This window comes from Archangium sp., from assembly GCF_057119385.1.
Map to the genome: position 1 here is coordinate 10,851 of NZ_DBNGVP010000209.1, position 18,968 is coordinate 29,818.

Genomic DNA, 18,968 nt, shown 5'->3' on the forward strand with positions numbered 1-18,968 from the left:
CCATGGCCACGGGCAGCCGCAGCATCACCGGCATGCTCCTGTGCCGGGCGGGCCACCACCGGGTGGCCTTCTCCGCGCACGAGGTGGCCACCATCGAGTCGCCGGGCACCTTCGGGGGCCGGGCCGGTTCGGCGTGCCAGGCCTTCGGCTCGTGCACCGGGCCCGAGCGCATCCTCGTGGCCGCCTCGGGTGAGGCGGTGGGCGTGGACGCGCTGGAGATCGACTCCGAGCCGCTCTCCCTGTTGCCGGCGCCGGCGCTGCTGGCCCGGGTGGCGGGGGGCAGTCTGCGCGGCTTCGTGCAGGTGCGGGGCGCGCTGTGGCCGTTGATGTCGTTGGTGGACTTCGGGCGTTTCCTGGCGCCCTCCGCCCGGGAGGCCGCGTGAGTGCGCTGGAGGGATTGAAGGGGAGCGTCCCGGAGGGGCTGAAGGGCCTGTCGGCGTGGACCACGCAGCCGTCCTGGCTGGGCGGGGTGGTGGGGCTGGGGCTGGCGCTGTTCTACGGCAGGCTCACGCACTCGGTGCCCGCGGGCCATGGCTGGCTCTTCCTGGGGTTGCTGCTGGCGGTGCTGGTGATGAACGCCGTGCTGTCCGGCGCCCAGGAGCGTCACGCGCTGCGCGTGCTGCGGGCGGTGGAGCAGGGGCGGCTGCCGTCCAATCCGGACAACCTGCGCCGCGCGCTCCAGGAGGTCCGCCGCATCCCCGGGCGCTGCTTCTGGTTCACCCTGCAGGCCTGGGTGGGGGGCGCGCTGATGCTGGCGGTGACGTTCCCGCCCCTGGCGCAGGCGCCGTGGAGCACGGGGATGCGCCTCATGCTGGTGGGCGTGTCGCTCGGCCCGCTGTCCTCCATGCTCGTCTACCTCATGGTGGTGCGCCGGGGCCGCCGGGCCTCCGAGCGCATCGCCGCGCAGGGCCTGTCCCCGCAGGAGGTCATCGCCGCGCTCCCCACCGAGCGGCTGCGGCTGCGGCGCCGGCTGGTGATGTTCACCGCGGTGGCGGTGCTCAGCCCGTCCATCTTCATCCTCGACGTGTCGGTGAGCCGCACGTTGAGCACCTTCGATCGGATCCTGGAGAACCGGGGCGAGCCCGCGGTGCAGAAGCAGGTGGTGCACAAGGCCCGCCACTCCACCGGGATGGCGCTGGTGGTGCTCTCCGGCATGGTGGTGCTGCTGGTGGTGGGCACGGCGTACGTGGCGGGCACGGCGCTGGCCGAGCCCCTGCGCGCCCTGTCCGAGGACGCCACCCGCATCGCCCAGGGCGAGGTGCGCACCCCGCGCTTCATCCCCGCCGAGGACGAGGTGTGGGCGGTGTCCGGCGCCTTCACCCGCATGCAGGCGCAGCTGGCCCAGGCGCTCGTGCAGTTGCAGCGCGCGGGGCTTCAAATCTCCTCCACCACCGAGCAGCTGGTGGCCACCTCGGCGGACCAGGAGTCCGGCGCGGGGGAGCAGGCCATCTCGCTCAACGAGACGCGGGCCACCACCGAGGAACTGGCGCGCTCGGCGCAGCAGATCGCCGTCAACGCCGAGTCGGTGTCCACCATGGCGGAGACGACCTTCGGGGCGGCGCAGAGCGGGCAGCGCAGCGCGGCGGCCTTCCTCGCGGCCATGCACCGCATGAAGGCGGACAACCAGGGCATCGCGGATGCCGTGGTGCGGCTCAACAAGCGGGTGCAGCAGATCGGCAAGGTGGTGGAGTTCATCAACGAGATCGCCGACAAGTCGGACCTGCTGGCGCTCAACGCCGAGCTGGAGGGCACCAAGGCGGGTGAGCCCGGCCGGGGCTTCTCGCTGGTGGCCGCGGAGATGCGGCGGCTGGCGGAGAACGTGCTGTCCTCCACGCTGGCCATCGAGCGGCTGATCGACGAAATCCGCGACGCCACCCAGGCGGCGGTGATGGCCACCGAGGCGGGCCTGAAGACGACGGAGCGCGGCGCCTCGCTGGCGGCGCAGGTGGACCAGAGCCTGGGCCTCATCCTCGAGCTGGCGCGGCAGACGTCCCACGCCGTGCGCTCCATCTCCCTGGCCACCCAGCAGCAGCAGACGGGCACGGATCAGCTCGCCGCCGCCATGGGCGACATCCTGCGCGTCACCGAGGAGAACGCCGAGGCCACCCAGCAGATGGTGGCGGCCAACACGGACCTGTCCGCGCTGGCGAGGGATTTGAAGGCCACGGTGCAGCGCTTCCGCGTGGCGGAGAGGGAAGGGTGATGCGGACCCCCCGCTTCCTGCGCTACCGGCGTCCCTTCAGCCGCCGCCTGGTGATGGCGGTCGTCTACGCCAACGTCACCACCTTCATCCTCAGCAGCCGCTACGCCCAGCTCACCATCGGGGAGCGGCTGGATGACAGCATGCCGCTGTTCCTCAGGCTGATGGGGGCGTTCTCCTTCATCGCCATCGTGGTGCAGGCGGTGCTGTGCCTGCGCCGGCTGCGCGGGCTGCTCGTCGTGGAGGCCGCGCAAGGACCGAGCCAGCCGGAGCTGCTCGGGCAGGCGCTGCGGGAGGTCCACGGGCTGGCGGACTTCACCTTCACCTCCACGCTGGCCATGTGGATGCTCACCTCCGTCCTCGTCAACGTGGGGCTGTGGGTGAGCGGCGCGCCCATGGGCCTCCTGGAGTCCCTGCGCACCGGCCTGCCGGGGTTGATCTTCGGTCCGCTCTCCTCGCTGCTGACGTACTGCATCGTCACGCTGCGGGCCCGGCGCGTGGTGCTGGACATGGGCCCCCTGGGCCTGACGCCCGAGCTGGCCATCTCCGTGGCGCCCCGGCGCTCGCAGATCCGCCTGCGGCTGAGCCTCTTCACCGCCATCGTCGTGGTGACGCCGGCCATGCTCATCTGGGACGTGAGCACGGTGCTGGCCAACCGGGCCTTCGATCAGGTGCTGACGGAGGCCGACCCGAAGCGCCAGGCGGAGCTGGCCGAGCTGCTGCGCACCGAGGCGCTGTGGTCCGGCGGCGCGCTGTGCCTGCTCGTCTTCGGGGTGGCCCTGGCCGCGGCCTACCTGGGCGGCACCCTGCTGGGCCGTCCCATGCGCCAGCTGGGCGAGGACGCCCACCGCATCGCCGAGGGGGACCTGAGCCGCTCGCGCATCATCCCCGCCGAGGACGAGGTGTGGTCCGTCTCGGCCGCCTTCTCCACCATGCGCGCCCACCTGGCGGACGTGCTGGCGCAGCTGCAGCGCGCCGGCTACCGCATCGGCACCACCACCGAGGAGATTCTCTCCACCTCCTCGCGCTACGAGGCCGGTGCCGCCGAGCAGGCCAGCTCGCTGGATGAGACGAGCGCCACCACCGAGGAGCTGGCGCGCTCGGCCCGGCAGATCGCCGAGAACGCCGGCTCGGTGGCGGAGATCGCCCACAAGACGCTCGCGGCGGCCCGCCAGGGACAGGCCAGCGCCGAGGCCTTCCTGGAGACGATGAACCGCATGCGCCACGACAACCAGGCCATCGCCACCGCGGTGGCCCGGTTGAACAAGCGCGTGCAGCAGATCGGCAAGATCGTCGAGTTCATCAACGGCGTGGCCGACAAGTCGGACCTGCTCGCGCTCAACGCCGAGCTGGAGGGCACCAAGGCGGGCGAGGTGGGGCAGGGCTTCTCGCTGGTGGCCGCGGAGATGCGCCGGCTGGCGGAGAACGTCATCGAGTCCACCAAGGAGATAGAGGGGCTCATCGAGGAGGTGCAGGACGCCTCGGGCGGCGCGGTGATGGCCACCGAGGGCGGCGTGCGCGCCACCGAGACGGGCACCGCGCTGGCGCAGCAGGTCTCCGAGTCGCTGCGGCAGATCGTCGAGTTGGCCGGGCGCACGTCGGACGCGGTGCGGGCCATCTCGCTGGCCACGCAGCAGCAGCAGGGCGGCACGGATCTGCTCGCCGAGGCCATGGCGGACATCCTGCGCATCACCCAGCAGAGCCACAACGCCACCAAGCAGGTCATCAGTGCCAATGGCGACCTGTCCACGCTGGCGCGTGATTTGAGAGGGGTGGTGGAGCGCTTCCAGATCGATCCACCCGCGCCAGGGGGCAAGGTGTGAGCGCGCGGGAGAAGTTGCTCAAACAGTTCCGGGAGCTGGTGGGGGTGCGCCTGGAGCGCATCAACCGGCGCATCGTGGAACTGGAGGCGGGCGCGAGCCTGGAGGCCGGCCGCACGGTGCTGCGCGAGCTGCACGGGCTGAAGGGCGAGGCCCGGATGATGGGCTTCGACGCCATCAACTCCGTGGTGCACGAGATGGAGGAGCTGGTGCGCTCCACCGAGCGCGCCGAGCATGCGATGTCCGCCGGCTCCATCGACGCGCTGCTCCAGGCGGGAGACGCGGTGCTGGTGCTGGCCGGGGCGTCGCCCGAGCCGGCCCAGACGCCTCCCGAGGTGGACAAGCTGGTGCGCTGGCTGCAGGAGTGCACCCGCGCCGAGGTCTCCGGTCAGGTGGCGCCCGCCCCCACCCCGAGCCCGGCGCCCCCTCCGGTGCCGCCCGCGCGCAAGGAGGCCCCGGAGAAGGAGCGGGACGAGCGGGACGAGGTCACCCCCGCGTGGGGCTCGGCCCCGCTGAACGTCATGGTGTCCTCGCTGGTGTCCCGGCAGGCGCCGCCCCCGTCGGCTCCTCCCGTGCCGGCTCCCCCGGCGCGGCCTCCCCTGGTGGGTCGCTCAGTGCCGGTGGAGCCTCCGCGCGCGCAGGGGTCCGTGACGGCCACCGCCGCCACCACCATCAGCCGGATGCCGCCGGCCACGCCCGAGGTGCCGGTGCGGACGGGCTCGGCGTCCGGTGTGCGCGCGGGAGACCGGGCGGACGGCTCGGTGCGCATCGGCGTGGCCAGCCTGGATCTGCTCACGAGCGCGGTGACGAACCTCACCCAGGTGTCGCGCCGCCGCGAGCTGGCCACCACCCGGCGGCTGGAGCTGGCGCGGGAGCTGAGCCTGCTGGCGCGGGCCGCGGAGGACCTGGGGCCGGCGGCCGCCGCGCTCTCGGAGCGGCTGGGCAAGGCGAAGGAGCTGGCCGCCGCCCTCCACCGCGAGGCGAAGCTGCTGGCCAACGAGGAGCTGCGCGACCTGGGCTACGTGGCCGAAGAGGTGCAGCGCCTGCGCATGCTGCCGCTCTCCGTGCTCTTCGAGCCCTACCCGCGCATGGTGCGCGATCTGGCGCGCGAACTGGGCAAGGAAGTGGAGCTGGTGGTGGACGGCGAGGACACCCGCGCCGACCGGGCGGTGGTGGAGGCGCTGAGGGATCCCCTGCTGCACCTGGTGCGCAACGCGCTGGACCATGGTCTGGAGTCCCGGGTGGACCGGGTGGCCACGGGCAAGCACCCGCGCGGACGGCTGACGCTGGGGGCCGCGCGGGACGGCAACCGGCTGGTGCTGCGCGTGGAGGACGACGGCGTGGGCCTGGAGCCCGCGCTGCTGCGCCGGGCGGCGGTGCGCAAGGGCTTCCTGGACGAGGCCTCGGCGTCGGCGCTGACGGATCAAGCGGCGCGCGAGCTCATCTTCCTCTCGGGCTTCACCTCGCGCGAGGTGGCCACGGACATCTCCGGACGCGGCGTGGGGCTGGACGCGGTGCGCAGCTCGCTCCGGGCGCTGGGGGGAGACGTGCTGGTGGCTTCCTCGCCGGGCGGGGGCACGCGCTTCGAGCTGCGGGTGCCGGTGTCCCTCACCGTGGCCCCGCTGCTCTTCGTGAAGGTGGGCGAGGAGACGCTCTGCCTGAGCGCCGTCCACGTCTCGCGGGCGGTGAAGGTGGAGGCCTCGCAGATCCGCGAGGTGGCCGGGCGCGCGGTGCTGGAGGTGGATGAGCAGCCCATGCCCTTCGCCTCGTTGGGGGCGCTGCTCGGGCTGGGGCCGGAGGAGGTGGCGGGCGAGGGGGCCCTGGTGCTGGTGGTGCGCAGCCAGGGGGCCACGGCCGCGCTGGCGGTGGACCGCGTCCTGGAGGAGAGCGTCCAGGCCATCCTGCCGTTGAAGGGACTGCTGGCGCGCTTCCCGCACCTCACGGGCGCCACCACCCTGGCGGATGGCCGGCTCGCCATGGTGCTGTCGGCGGCCCACCTCATCGCCAGCGCCCAGGGAGCCATGGGCCCGCGGGTACCCCGCGCGCCCGCTCCCTCCCGTCCACCTCCCGCTCCCCGCCGCCGCATCCTCGTGGTGGACGACTCCCCCCTCACCCGGGAGCTGATCGGCTCCCTGCTGGAGGCCGTGGGGTACGATGTGGTCATGGCCACCGACGGCATGGAGGCCCTGGACATGCTCAACGCGGCCCCCAATGGCCCCAGGGTGGACCTGGTCTGCACGGACCTGGAGATGCCCCGGGTGGACGGGTTGGAGCTGACCCGCCGCCTCAAGGCGCATGCGACCCACAAGGTCCTCCCCGTGGTCATCCTCACCACGCGTGGAGGAGAGGAGGACCGGCAGCGCGGGTTGGCGGCGGGGGCGGACGGCTACATCACCAAGGGTGACCTGGTGCGTCAGGATCTGGTGGACGTGGTGGGCCGGCTCCTGGGCTGACGTGCGCCTGCGGGACTGTGGGCCCAATTGGGTATACTCGGGGCGTCGCGCACGGAGTATGGAAGCCACATGGGCAAGAAAGTGTCAGTGCTGGTCGTCGACGACTCGCACATCTGCCGACAGCTGATCTGCGAAGCTCTGGGCCGGGATCCGGACCTGGAGGTTGTCGGGACTTGCGCCAACGGCAAGGAGGCGCTGGAGGCCGCGCGGGAGCTGCGTCCGCAGGTCATCACCATGGACGTGGAGATGCCGGTGATGGATGGGCTCACGGCCGTGGAGCACATCATGGCCGAGGTGCCCACGCCCATCCTCATGCTGACGGCGGATCCCCGGCAGCAGGCCCCGGAGCTCACGTGCCGGGCGCTGGAGCTGGGCGCGCTGGCGCTGCAGATCAAACCCGCCATCGACGCGGGCACCGAGGCGTGGAACCTGTCGCGCGAGGTGAAGCTGCTGTCCTCGGTGCGCGTCATCCGGCACATCCACAACAGCAAGCAGCGCCGGCCGCCGTTGCCGGGCACGGGTGGGGCGGCGGTGACGCCCGCGCAACCGGTGGGCATGCCGTACGGGGTGCTCGCGGTGGCCAGCTCCACCGGTGGTCCGCAGGTCCTCTTCCGGATGCTCTCGGAGCTGCCGGCGGACTTCCCCACGCCCATCGTCATCGTCCAGCACATCAACGCCGCCTTCTCCGAGTCGCTGGCGGGCTGGCTGGCCAACTCCTCGAAGCTGAAGGTGCGGCTGGCCACGGACGGCGAGCAGCTGCTGCCGGGCAACGTGCTGATCGCCCCGCCGGGGCAGCACATGTCCATCCCCTTCCGGGGGCGGGTGGCGCTGCGGCCGGGCGTGGAGCGGGACGGCCACATGCCCTCGGGCACGGTGCTGCTGGAGAGCGCGGCCAAGGCCTACGGACGGCGCACCCTGGGGCTCATCCTCACCGGCATGGGCGAGGACGGCGCGGATGGCATGCTCGCCATCAAGCAGGCTGGCGGACTGACGCTGGCGCAGAACGAGGAGTCGTGCGTGGTGTTCGGCATGCCGGGCGCGTCGGTGGCGCGCAAGGCGGTGGATCACCTCGTCCACGGTGACGACATCGCGGGAGCGCTGGTACGGCTCGCCCGGGGTGAGATGCTCACCGCGGGGCGCTGATCGCAGGTGGCTCCTTCTTCCGCCTTTCCGCCGGCCTCCAGTCCCTTCCACGCCTTCGTGGCGCGGCGGACGGGCATGGCCTTGAGTGAGTTGCAGTGCCGCCGGCTCGACGAGAAGCTGACGGCACGGCCGGGCGGGTTGACGCCGCAGTACCTGCTGCACCTGCAGACGCCCGCGGGCGCGGCGGACCTGGCCGAGCTCATCGACGCCATCTCCGTGCAGAAGACGGAGCTCTTCCGGGACGAGTCGCAGCTGGCGGCGTTGCGTGCGCACGTGCTGGAGCCGATGGTGGCGAGGATGCGCCGGCCGCTGCGGGTGTGGAGCGCGGGCTGCGCCACGGGCGAGGAGGTGGCCACGCTGCTGGTGCTGCTCGCCGAGGTGGGGGCGGATCCGGACAGCACGGTGCTGGGCACGGACATCTCGGAGTCGGCGATTACTCGGGCGCGGGAGCTGTGCTTCAGCTCGGAGCAGCTCCAGCGGGTGCCCTCGGGCATGCGCGAGCGCTGGTTCCTGCCCGCCCCCGGGGGCCGCTTCACGCTGGTGGGGCACCTCAAGGAGCGGGCCAGCTTCGAGTGCCACAACCTGATGGACTTGCCGTACCCGGTGGCGGCGGAGGGGCAGGGCTTCGACATCATCGTCTGCCGCAACGTCCTCATCTACTTCGCCCCCGACTCCTTCGAGCGGGTGGTGGCGTCGCTGGCGGGGCGGCTGGCTCCGGAGGGGATGTTGGTGCTCTCGGCGGCCGAGCCGTTGCTGCGCGCGCCGCCGAGCCTGCGCACCGTGCGCTTCGAGCAGGCCTTCTTCTACGCGCGGGCGCAGGAGGCCATGGGCTTCACCGACGCGACGCCGCCCGGGGCCCCGAGGACGCCGAGCTCCAGTGGGCTGCCCGCGGTGGGCACCCGCCAGCCCCTGCCGAGGACCGCGATGTCGGGCCGCTTCCCGGCGATCCCCGCCCCGCCGCCGCCACCGGAGGCCCCCGCCGAGGTGCGGCCCGGGGATGCCGGCGCGCACACGGAGGCGGATGCCCTCTTCGCGAAGGTGCTGGAGTGGGCCTCCTCGGGAGGCGAGGCGAGCCCCCAGACGGCGGAGGCGCTGCGGCGCTGCCTCGCGTTGGACCCGGACCTGGCCGCGGCGCGCTACCTGCTGGGGATGTTGCTCGAGCAGCGGGGCGTACCGGCCGAGGCCGCTGTGGAGTACCGGCGGGCCCTGCGCTCGCTGGAGGAGGGGAGGGCGCGCAACACCCCCTTCTTCCTCAACAACGCCCGGCTGCAGGTGGCCTGTGCGCGAGCCATCGAGCGGGTGGAGCGGGGCGCCGGTCCGCCTCCGGCGCGTTGACAGGCGGGCAGGCGGGCCCCGAGGGCCGAAGAAGCCCGCGCGGGCCAGGGGGTTTGACCGTAAGATGCGCCCCCCTATGAGAAGGCTTGCCCTGATAGCCCTCCCGCTCGCGCTCTCCGGCTGCTTCTACCCCGCCGACCGCGGCCGCGCCCTGGAGACCCGTCTCGAGAAGCTCGATGCCTCCCAGGCCCAGCTCCAGGCGGAGCTGAAGCAGACCCGGGAGCAGCTCGACGCCACGCTGCCGAAGATCGACGCGAAGATCGCCGAGGTCTCCAAGGCCCTGCAGAGCCTGGACACGGCCTCGCGCCGCTCGGGCGCGGACATCGGCATCCAACTGCAGAAGACGGTGGAGGATCTGGCGCAGCTGCGCGGCCAGGTGGAGACGTACCTCTACAAGATTGGCGAGCTGGAAGGCGCGCTCTCCAAGACGAGCGAGGAGACGGAGAAGCGGCTGCAGGCGCTCAAGGGCGACGAGGCCCTGAAGGAGGCCGAGGCCCGGAAGAAGGCCGAGGAGCTGAAGCGGCCCACGGACAAGAAGGAGTTCCTCGCGCTGGCCCAGGAGAAGGCGAAGGGCGGCGACATGGCCCTGGCGCGGCAGCTCTACTCGGAGTTCCTCAAGAAGTGGCCCAAGGACGCGCTGGCCGCCGAGGCCCACTTCGGCCTGGGGGAGACGTACTTCTCCGAGGACAAGTGCCGCGAGGCCCTCTACGAGTACGGCAAGCTGCTGCAGGAGCACCCCAAGGCGGACTCCACGCCGGACGCGTACCTGCGCTCGTCGGAGTGCTTCAAGAAGCTGAAGATGCAGGAGGAGTCGCGGCTGGCGCTCGAGGAGCTCGTGAAGGGCTACCCGAAGTCCGATGCGGCCAAGACGGCCAAGGCGCGCCTGGCCGAGCTGGACAAGGCCAAGAAGGCCGAGCCGAAGAAGGGTGGCAAGAAGTGAGCATGCGTCTGACGTTGCTGGCCGTGTTCGCGCTGCTGCTGACGCCCATGGTGTCAAACGCGGCGCCCAGGCAGGTGGTCCTCCTCTTCACCGGAGACAACGGGGGCGAGATCGCCCCCTGTGGTTGACGCCACAACCCGTCTGGCGGTCTGGCCAGACGAAAGACGGCTTTCTCGCGGGAGCGCGCGGGGGACAAGCCGGTGCTGGTGCTGGACGCGGGCAATGCGCTCTTCAAATCCGCCGCGGCGGGGGGTGATCCGAAGGAGAAGGAGCGGGCCGCGCTGCTGCTCGAGTTGATGGACGGGCTGGGCACCACGGCCATGGCCGTGGGCACGCGCGACCTGACGCTCGGGACGGACTTCCTCACCCGGTCCTCGAAGGGCCGGAAGATGAAGCTCCTGTCCGCCAACCTGGTGGACGCGGCGGGCAAGCCGCTCTTCCCGGCCTCCACGGTGGTGACGGTGGGCGGCGTGAAGTTCGGCCTGGTGGGCCTCTCGCCGGAGGGGCCGGTGTCCACGCAGAAGGGCGCGGTGGGCAAGCCTCCCGTGCCCGCCGCCATCACCGAGTCCCGCCGCCTGCGCACCCAGGACAAGGTGGACGTGGTGGTGGTGCTCGCCGCCGTGCCCTACCTGGAGGCCGTCAAGCTCTCCCAGGAGGCGGGCAACGCCGTGGACCTCATCCTCCAGTCCAACGACAACCGGGGACAGGGCACGCCCCAGCGCAACGACTTCGCCACCCTCGTCCCCACGGGCGAGCGGGGGCGGGAGATCGGCCACCTGACCCTCTCCGTGGACGGCAAGGGTCCCTTCGTGGACCTCTCCGAGACGGAGCGGGCCCAGCAGAACCTGAAGATGCTCGACGCCAACCTCCAGCAGGCGAGGCGGAGCCTGGCGGCGGCGAAGGACGAGCGGACCCGGAAGAGCTGGGAGGAGACCATCGCCAGCGTCGAGGCGCGCCGGAAGGCGCTCGCACTGCAGGTGGAACCCGGCAAGCAGGGGAGTGAGCGCACCCTGCGCCTGTCGTACATCGCCCTGGGGGGCAACGTTCAGGATGATCCCGAGGTGAAGAAGCGGGTGGAGCGAATCGAACCCCCGGGGTCCGCATCTCACTAGTCTGGACGGGGCCCGGTCGCGGGCCTTGTGCCAGGGCCGGTCCGCCGTTATAAGCGCCGGCCTACCTCTAGAACGCCAGACCTCCCACCTCCGCGTGGGGGCAAGGCGCAGGGAGTCGTCCAAATGAAGCCCGATCTGCACCCGGTCTACCCGGCCGCCCGTATCACCTGTGCGTGCGGTAACACCGTCGAGACCAAGTCCACGCGCGGCTCGTTCACCGTGGAAGTCTGCTCGAACTGCCACCCCTTCTTCACGGGCAAGTACAAGCTGCTCGACACCGCGGGCCGCGTGGAGAAGTTCCGCAAGAAGTACGCCGCCAAGCCGGCCGAGGGCGCCGCCGCCGAGGGCTCCGCCCCCGCCGCTGCTCCCGCCGAGGGCACCGCCGCGAAGAAGACCGCCAAGAAGGCCAAGGCCTAGTCTCTTCCGCACGACCGCGTAGCACCCGCCGAGCACGGCGCTGGAAGGCCTCGACGAGAGGCACTCCCGCCGTGCTCGCGGCGTTTCGGGCACCCCTGATTCCTGTCAAGTTTCAGGGTGCTACAGATCAGAAATTGGACGTAGCAGCATGTTGCCCGCACATTCCCGCCCGTCACGACGACCCCTGACGGAGGCGAGATGTCCGCGGAAGCCACTGCCCTGAAGCTCGTTCAGCAGCCCTCTCTGCGCGAGAGCCTTTACGCCAAGAGCGATGCGTACCGGCTGTACCAGGGCGACAGCCTGGCGCTGATGGAGCAGTTCGAGCCGGGCACCTTCGACATGGTGTTCGCCGACCCGCCCTACTTCCTGTCCAACGGCGGTTTCACCTGCAAGAACGGCAAGCGCGCCGCGGTGAACAAGGGCGGCTGGGACGTGTCGCGCGGGGTGGACGAGGACCACGCCTTCACCACCGCGTGGCTCAAGGCCTGCCAGCGGGTGCTCAAGCCCACCGGCACCATCTGGGTGAGCGGCACGCAGCACGTCATCTTCTCGGTCGGCTTCGCGATGCAGAAGCTCGGCTACAAGCTGCTGAACACCGTCACCTGGTACAAGCCCAACGCCAGCCCCAACCTGGCGTGCCGCTACTTCACGCACTCCTCCGAGCTGCTCATCTGGGCCTCGCCCAAGCCGGCCTCCAAGCTGCAGCACACCTTCAACTATTCGAAGATGAAGGCGGACAACGGTGGCAAGCAGATGCGCGACGTGTGGGCGCTGCCGCGCACGGGTGACGAGGAGCTGGCCGCCGACGAGTCCGGCCGCGTGTGGACGATGACGGCGCCGCGCCGCGAGGAGAAGGCGCACGGCAGCCACCCCACGCAGAAGCCGGTGTCGCTGCTCGAGCGCGTCATCGAGGCGAGCACCCCCGAGGACGCGCTGGTGTTGGATCCCTTCAACGGCAGTGGCACCACGGGTGTGGCGGCGCTGAAGCTGGGCCGGCGCTACGTGGGCATCGACATGGACGAGCAGTACCTGAAGCTGTCGCAGAAGCGCCTGACCGAGGTCGAGCGCGCTGCTCGCCGGTAGTCCAATCCCATACGCGTCTGTTGTCGCTCGCCAGCTGTCGAAGCGCGAGTCCGGCCGCGAGCAAGAGGTGCTCCCATGCGGGTGGGCGTCAGGGTTCTGGGAGTCCTCTCGGGGGCGGTGCTCCTGGGCCTGGCGGCCGGGTGGTCCTCTACCCACTCCGTGGCGGTCGCTCGGGCCCCGTCCACGCCCGATGGCCAGGTGCCCTCCCGGACCGGCACTCCACGTCCGGCACCCCCCGCCAGGAATGCGCCGGCTCCATCCGAGAACCTCGATGCGCGGGAGCTCGAGCTGCGGATGCGGGTGGCGAACGTCCGGGCCTCGCTGGGCCGGAGCTATGAGCGTGCGTCCTCGCAGGGGGACTTCGCGCTGGCTCCGGGCCACATCCTCGAGAGTCTCCTCGAGCGGCGTTGCGGACTCGTGCGGCTCGGTCTCACCGGATCCAATGCCGGGGAATTCTGCCGGGAGCTGCTCTTCTCGCTGCTCCGGGAGCGGCTCTCCCTGCCCGAGGGGACTTCCCAGGCGCGGTTCTGGGAGTCCCTGACGCGGGTGGACGAGGCCGCGGCTCGGCATGGCCTCGGAGCGTCCCCCGTCTCGGGCGGTGAGGCGTTCCACGTGGCCTACGAGCGCTTCCGGCAGGAGCGCCGGGACATCGTGGGCCCGGACGTCGAGCAGCGGCTCTTCGGGCTCTCGGATGAGCTGGTGCGCCTGCCCTTCCTGGTGGACGAGCTCGTCAATGATTCGCGTCTGTCTCCCGAGCAGCGGATGGCGGCCTATGACGGCCTGCTCCAGAGCATCTCGCGGGACCATGGCGTCGAGCTCGCCTCGGTGGTGGAGCCGCTCGAGCTGGCGAAGAATGCCTTGCGGCTCCACGGGCCGGCGGGGGCCCTCGGGCCCGCGCAACAACAGGCCATCCTGGAGCGGTACGCCGGCCCCGAGGTCACGCGGCTCCACCTCGAGCACCAGCTGGAGCAACAGGACCGGGGCGAGCGCCTGCGAGCCTTCAACCAGGAGCGTGACAGGCTCCTGCGTCAATTGACCCGCGCGGGTCTCACGCCGGAGCAACTGCGCGAGCGGATGCCCGGACTCGATCAACAGCTCTTCGAGAAATACCAACTCAGCCCATGAAGACTCTCGAGAATCAGGGAAGTTTCCGCCTGTTGTTCGCGGTGGTGGCGTTGACGCTCGGAGGCTCGGCGTGGGCCTCCGGGTATGACGCCTATTATTCGAACAGCCCCACTGCCTGGTACGACGCGGTGGCCGAGCTCGAGTACTTCAATCCCTCCCTCACGCCCGCCTGGCAGCTCAACGAGACGTGCGACGACACGGGTTACTTCTCGGTGGCGTCCTACAACATCTTCCACAACGTGCCCTTCGTCTACGACTTCGGAGACGAGATGGAGCAGAGCCTGGGGAAGGTGACGAAGTGCGCGGACGTCGTCCTGTACCAGGAGGCCTGGGATTATGACGACATCATCCAGGACGGACCCAAGCAGAACATGGCCGCGCGCGGCTTCAACCTGCTCACCCCCACTGGTTATTACTGTGATGACACCTGGGGTGGCATCGAGAACGACTGCAGCGGCTTGATGATGTTCTACAAGAGCGGCACCACGCTGGTGAAGGAGCTCACCCTCCAGCCGTTCACCGACTCGAACGGGGCGGACATCCACAAGGAGAAGGGGGTCTGGGGCGCCATCTTCGCCAAGGCGGGCAAGTATTACTATGTCTTCGATACGCACTTCACCTACGGGAACAAGGGGCACCTGGAGGGCGATGCCGCCTCGGACGCCTCGCGTATCTCCAACATGAAGCAGTCGCTGGCCTATATCCGCAACCAGGTGACCGCCAACCAGCTGAGCTATCCGCCGTCGCTCGTTCTCTTCGGGGGTGACTTCAACTCCGACTTCACCAGCACCCACAGCTACTCGCGGGGCTATCAACTCCTCGTCCAGGCCGCCGCCCAGACGTATTTCTATGAGCCGTATGCCTATTCCATGATGAATGCGGTGATGGGCGGCTACGAGACTCCCGGCTTCCAGTCCAACTGGGTGGGGGGCACCGTGGACACGGGCCCCAATGGCATGGCCACGGGAGAGAAGGCGGACTACGACGCCGTGCTGGTGGGCAAGCCCGGTGCCTTCGGGCAATGCGCGCCCATCGAGCTGTCCTACAGCGGCTGGGCTCCCGCGTGGAAGACGACGGCCGGCGTGCGCAAGTGGCCCTTCTATACCCACTCCGATCACTACGGCCGGTGGATCCGGGTGAAGCCCGGCTGTTAGGGCCTGGCCAGCAACTCCTGGGCGGCCCGGTAGTCCCGGAGGCTGGCGTCCGCGGAGACTCCGCCGAGCACCTCCGTCAGGAGCTCGCGGGCCTTCTGCTCCTCGCCGGATTGCGCCAGGAGCCGCGCCAGGCTCGCGGCCGAGCGCAACGCATGGAGCGCCGCGCCGGAATGCCGGGCCAGGGTGAGCGCCTGCTCGAACGAGGCCCGTGCCGCTTCCGTCTCTCCCTTCCGGAGCTGGAACTCTCCCTGGAGCCACAGCAGGTCCGGGTGTGCACGGCGCGCCAGCAGGGGCTCGAGCACCTTCAGTCCCTCCTTCACGGCGGCCAGTCCCTCGTCGATGCGTCCGCTCACGAGATACGCCTTGATGAGACACACCAGGCACGTGGGGTACATGACGAGCGCGCCCATGGCCTGGATGAGCCCGAGGCCCTGCTGGATGAGGGGGATTCCCTTCTCGGCCTCTCCGAGCCGGGCGGTGGCCCAACCCAGCACGCAGTAGCCGATCGCCAGGGTGGACAGGAACCCGTTGCCGGCCGAGACGGCGATCAACCGGTTCGCCATGTCTCGCGCGGCCTCGGGCTCCTCCACCTCGTATTCGATCGACGCACAGTACGAGAGCGTGACCGCCACCGCATACGGGTGCTGCATCGCCTCGGCCAGCGCGAGCGCCTCCTGGTACGCCGCACGGGCCCGGGCGATGTTTCCCAGCATCGACTCGGTGAAGGCCTCGTACAGGGGCGTGTAGAGCACCTGCTCGGAGAAGTAGCTCTCGCTGCCACCGCCGCGGATGCGCGCCAGGGTCTCCAGGGGGTGCTCCTGGCGGATCAACCCTTTCGCCAGCGTGCAGTGCCGCAGGGCCTCGGCGTACGCACCCCGCCAGAACTCCAGCGAGCCGAGCGCGGCATGGATGACCACCTGGGTCGTGGGATCATCGTGGGTCTCGAGGATGCGCTGGAAGCGCGCCTCCACCCGCGCCGCGTCCTCGCGGTTGCCCCGCACCAGCGCGACGACCCAGATTCCCCAGACCACCGACAGGGGGACGTCCCCGTACCGCTCGCAGAGCGCGTGGGCGCGGGTGTAGACCTCCTCCACCTCCCGGGCGGCATAGCCCTTCGTCGCGACGAGCGCCTGGCCGAGCTCGACCCGCAGGCCGATCTCCCGCTCGTCCCGCTCTCGCGAGGCCGGCAGGAGCTCCAATTGCTCCAGGGCCTGGGTCAGGTGGCTGATGGCCTCGGGGAGGGCGGACTTCGCCGCGGCTCGCTGGCCCGCCCTCTGCCACAACGTCACGGCCTGCTCGGCCAGCCCCGCCCGGGTGGCGTGGTTCGCGAGCTGCTCCGGCTGTTCCTCCGCCATCTCGGGGAACCGCTCGCTCAGCACGTGGAAGATCCGGGTGTGGTAGTGCTTGCGCGTGCTCCGTGGCAGCGATTGGTAGGCCGCGTCCTGGACGAGCGCGTGTTTGAAGGCATACGTCAGGTGGGGCGGCCAGCCCTGTTGGAAGAGCAACCCGGCCTGCTCGAGCTGCTCGATGTCCCGCTGCAGCTCGTCCTCCGGGAGGAGCGAGATGGCGCGGAGCACCTCCTGGCCGAACTCCCGGCCCAGCAGGGCGGCGAGCTGCGCCAGCGCCTTCGTCCGGGGCGGGAGGTGGTCGAGCCGCGCCAGGAGCAGCTCGTGCAGGGTGGCCGGAATGCCTCCGGCCGAGCCCCCTTGCTCCAGCACCATCCGGGTCATCTCCTCGATGAAGAGGGGAATGCCATCCGCCCGGGCCACGAGCTGCTCGAGCGTCCCGTCCGGCAGGGTCCCGCCCCGGGCCGTCTCCCGCGCCAGCGTGGCGGTGTCCTCGGACGAGAGGGGCGCGAGCCGCGACTCGTGGTAGCCGGGATGCTCCGCCCAGCGCTGCGTGAGCCCGGGCCGGGAGGTGAGCAGCACGCAGATGCGAAGGCGCGCGAGGTGCTCCAGGAGGTAGCCGAGGAACTGGAGGGTGGAGGGATCGGCCCAGTGCACGTCCTCCACCACGAAGACGAGGGGCCGGTCCTCGGTGAGCCGCTGGAGGAGGGCCGAGAGGGCCTGGACACCGCGCTCCCGCTGGCGCTCGGGAGGCAGCAGGAGGAAGGGCGCACCCGGGGGGAGCGGCAGCGACAGGAGCGAGGCGAGTGGCGGCACGTGCTCCGGGGGCAGGCCGAGGGCGGCGCTACGTTCCTCCAGCATTCGCAGCTTCTGCTGGGCGCTGTCGTGGGGCGAGAGCTCCAGGAAGCGCTGGAGCCAGTCGATGAGCGGATGGAAGGCACTGCTCTTGAATTGAGGCCAGCACTGGCACCGCGCCCAGGTGCTCGAGCCGGGAGTCTCCTGATCATGCAACTCCTGGATGAGGCGGGACTTGCCGATACCCGCCTCGCCCTGGAGCAGGATGAAGGCCCCGTGCTCGCGCGCGGCCTCGTCGCGCAGCTGGCTCAGGCGCCGCAGCTCCCGTTCCCGCCCCACCAACGGTGTCAGGGGGCCCATGACGAGCGCACGATCGAAGCGCGTCACGTTCCTGCGCTCCTGGAGCACCCGGTGGACGCCGAGGAGCTGGCTTCCCGAGGTCCCCTCGAAACACCAGTGGCCCAGCGGCCGGGTCTGGAACCGGCCTCGCACGAGCGCCTGGGTCCGCTCGCTGACGAGCACCGTGTTCGGCTCGGCCTGTGTCGCCAGCCAGGAGGAGATCCTCGGCGCCTCGCCCTGCATGGCGGGGAGCATCCCCTGGAGCTCGGACATGACATTGGCCAGGGCCACCAGATCGGTATGGATGCCCACGCGCACGGACAGGCCGTGACGCCACATGCACAGCATCTCTCGCGGGAGCTGCTCCGTCTGCTGTAGCGCCGCGCGGACCGCGTGCTCCGCGTCATCTTCCCCGGCCCGGGGGTAGCCGAAACACGCGAGCACCTCGCCTCCGACGGCCGTGGTGATGGCCCCGCCGTGCTGGTGGATGATGCGCGTGCAGGCGCGGTGGAAGGCCGCCTCCAGCTCGCTGGCGTCCTCGGGATCCATCCATCCCCCCGGGGCGGGAGCCAGCGCGAGCCGGCAGGACACCAGCGTCACCGGCCGCCGCTCGGCCTGGGCCTTCGGGCGCTCGGGCCGCAGGGCGAGCCGCTCCTGCAGCTCGCACAGCCCCTCGAGCAGCTCGGAGCCATCCGCCGGGCGCTGCGAGGGATCCTTCTCCAATGCCGAGGCGACGAGCCGCTCCACCTCCTGGGGGAGCTCGGGGCGGCGCTCGCGCACCCGCGGCATGGGGCTGGCGGAGAGGACGTACGCCCGGAGCTCCTGGCGCGTCAGCCTCGGGAACGGCAGCTCGCCGGTGAGCAGCTCGAAGAGCAGGACGCCGCAGGACCAGATGTCATCGCGCGCGTGGGGCCTCGCCCGCATCCACTGCTCCGGAGACATGTAGGGGGGCGTTCCCGAGCCACCTGGTTCGTGCGAGGCACCGGCGCCGATCAGCAGCCGTGACAGGCCGAAGTCGAGCAGTTTGGCCCGGCCCGTGGAGTGGATGAAGATGTTGCCCGGCTTGAGGTCCAGGTGGACGAGGTGGCGCTCATGGGCATGCGCCAGGCCCGCCGCCACGTCGATCATGATGCCGAGGACGCGTGGCAGTCCGAGCCGCTCCTGGCGCAGGAGGGCCTGCAGGCTCCTGCCCTCCAGGTGCTCCATCACGAGGAAGGGAATCTTGAAGGGGGAGGGGCCGAGCGCCGGGCGGAAGCCGGTGCTCCACAGGGACACGTCGTGGATCCGGACGATGTTGTCGTGATCCAACCGCGCCGTCGCCTGGGCCTCCTCGCGGACGAGCAGTGCCACCTCCTTCTGGGGAAACTGCAGGAAGGAGAGGAGGAACTTCAGGGCCACCGTCCGCTGCAGCTCATGGTCCAGCGCCCGGAAGACCCGCCCCATGCCTCCTTCGCCGATCAGCTCGAGGATCTCGTACCGGCTCCCATCCAGGCCCCCCAACCGCTCGCCCAGGACGGGCATGGGAACCGGTGGCGCCTGGTGGGAGATCTCCCGGAGGAACGAGTCCTCCCATTCGGAACCCACGTGCGAGGCGGACTCCCCGACGAGGAACGACGCGCTGCGCTCTTCATGACCGATGACCTGTCCCATCTCGTGTCCCAATCCGAGGAAGGCCTGCTCGCGAGATGGCGTGCCCGCCACGGGTC

General features: G+C 70.7%; 14 protein-coding genes. 13 read left to right on the top strand and 1 reads right to left on the bottom strand.

Features of this window, described 5'->3' with window-relative positions; all coding sequences use genetic code 11:
• Window positions 1-2 precede the first annotated feature (2 nt).
• The 13 genes from AC16DP_RS47705 to AC16DP_RS47765 all read left to right on the top strand — a co-directional run bounded on the left by AC16DP_RS47705 (window position 3) and on the right by AC16DP_RS47765 (window position 14,782).
• Window positions 3-383: a protein CrdC gene (locus AC16DP_RS47705; protein ID WP_329730639.1), complete on the top strand. Its 381-nt coding sequence runs from the start codon at window positions 3-5 to the stop codon at window positions 381-383.
• Window positions 380-2,203 carry a methyl-accepting chemotaxis protein gene (locus AC16DP_RS47710; RefSeq protein ID WP_329730638.1) on the top strand — a complete coding sequence of 608 codons (1,824 nt, stop codon included), beginning with the start codon at window positions 380-382 and terminating at the stop codon, window positions 2,201-2,203. The genes AC16DP_RS47705 and AC16DP_RS47710 overlap by 4 nt, the downstream gene beginning before the upstream one ends.
• Window positions 2,203-4,023, top strand: a complete 1,821-nt coding sequence (locus AC16DP_RS47715; RefSeq protein WP_329730735.1) for a methyl-accepting chemotaxis protein — start codon at window positions 2,203-2,205, stop codon at window positions 4,021-4,023. The genes AC16DP_RS47710 and AC16DP_RS47715 overlap by 1 nt, the downstream gene beginning before the upstream one ends.
• On the top strand, window positions 4,020-6,473 hold the full coding sequence (locus AC16DP_RS47720) for a hybrid sensor histidine kinase/response regulator (protein ID WP_329730637.1): 2,454 nt from the start codon (window positions 4,020-4,022) through the stop codon (window positions 6,471-6,473). The genes AC16DP_RS47715 and AC16DP_RS47720 overlap by 4 nt, the downstream gene beginning before the upstream one ends.
• Before the next feature lie 69 nt (window positions 6,474-6,542).
• Window positions 6,543-7,616, top strand: coding sequence for a chemotaxis-specific protein-glutamate methyltransferase CheB (gene cheB, locus AC16DP_RS47725; protein WP_329730636.1), 1,074 nt, complete (start codon window positions 6,543-6,545; stop codon window positions 7,614-7,616).
• A gap of 6 nt (window positions 7,617-7,622) precedes the next feature.
• Window positions 7,623-8,951: a CheR family methyltransferase gene (locus tag AC16DP_RS47730; protein WP_329730635.1), complete on the top strand. Its 1,329-nt coding sequence runs from the start codon at window positions 7,623-7,625 to the stop codon at window positions 8,949-8,951.
• 76 nt (window positions 8,952-9,027) lie between these two features.
• Window positions 9,028-9,891 carry a tetratricopeptide repeat protein gene (locus AC16DP_RS47735; protein WP_329730634.1) on the top strand — a complete coding sequence of 288 codons (864 nt, stop codon included), beginning with the start codon at window positions 9,028-9,030 and terminating at the stop codon, window positions 9,889-9,891.
• 2 nt (window positions 9,892-9,893) lie between these two features.
• Window positions 9,894-10,019, top strand: coding sequence for a hypothetical protein (locus AC16DP_RS47740; RefSeq protein WP_329730633.1), 126 nt, complete (start codon window positions 9,894-9,896; stop codon window positions 10,017-10,019).
• A 72-nt stretch (window positions 10,020-10,091) separates the two neighbouring features.
• Window positions 10,092-11,003 carry a bifunctional UDP-sugar hydrolase/5'-nucleotidase gene (locus AC16DP_RS47745; RefSeq protein ID WP_329730632.1) on the top strand — a complete coding sequence of 304 codons (912 nt, stop codon included), beginning with the start codon at window positions 10,092-10,094 and terminating at the stop codon, window positions 11,001-11,003.
• 123 nt (window positions 11,004-11,126) lie between these two features.
• Window positions 11,127-11,420 (top strand): 50S ribosomal protein L31, encoded by a 294-nt coding sequence (gene rpmE / locus AC16DP_RS47750; protein WP_329730631.1) that lies wholly within the window; start codon window positions 11,127-11,129, stop codon window positions 11,418-11,420.
• A 198-nt stretch (window positions 11,421-11,618) separates the two neighbouring features.
• On the top strand, window positions 11,619-12,503 hold the full coding sequence (locus AC16DP_RS47755) for a DNA-methyltransferase (RefSeq protein ID WP_329730630.1): 885 nt from the start codon (window positions 11,619-11,621) through the stop codon (window positions 12,501-12,503).
• 75 nt (window positions 12,504-12,578) lie between these two features.
• Window positions 12,579-13,628: a lipase secretion chaperone gene (locus AC16DP_RS47760; protein ID WP_329730629.1), complete on the top strand. Its 1,050-nt coding sequence runs from the start codon at window positions 12,579-12,581 to the stop codon at window positions 13,626-13,628.
• Window positions 13,625-14,782 (top strand): exonuclease/endonuclease/phosphatase family protein, encoded by a 1,158-nt coding sequence (locus AC16DP_RS47765; RefSeq protein ID WP_329730628.1) that lies wholly within the window; start codon window positions 13,625-13,627, stop codon window positions 14,780-14,782. Before AC16DP_RS47760 ends, AC16DP_RS47765 begins: the two co-directional genes overlap by 4 nt.
• Here the strand turns inward: AC16DP_RS47765 and AC16DP_RS47770 are convergent.
• Complete coding sequence (locus AC16DP_RS47770; protein ID WP_329730627.1) at window positions 14,779-18,963, bottom strand: protein kinase domain-containing protein; 4,185 nt, start codon at window positions 18,961-18,963, stop codon at window positions 14,779-14,781. The genes AC16DP_RS47765 and AC16DP_RS47770 overlap by 4 nt on opposite strands.
• Between the last annotated feature and the right edge of the window lie 5 nt (window positions 18,964-18,968).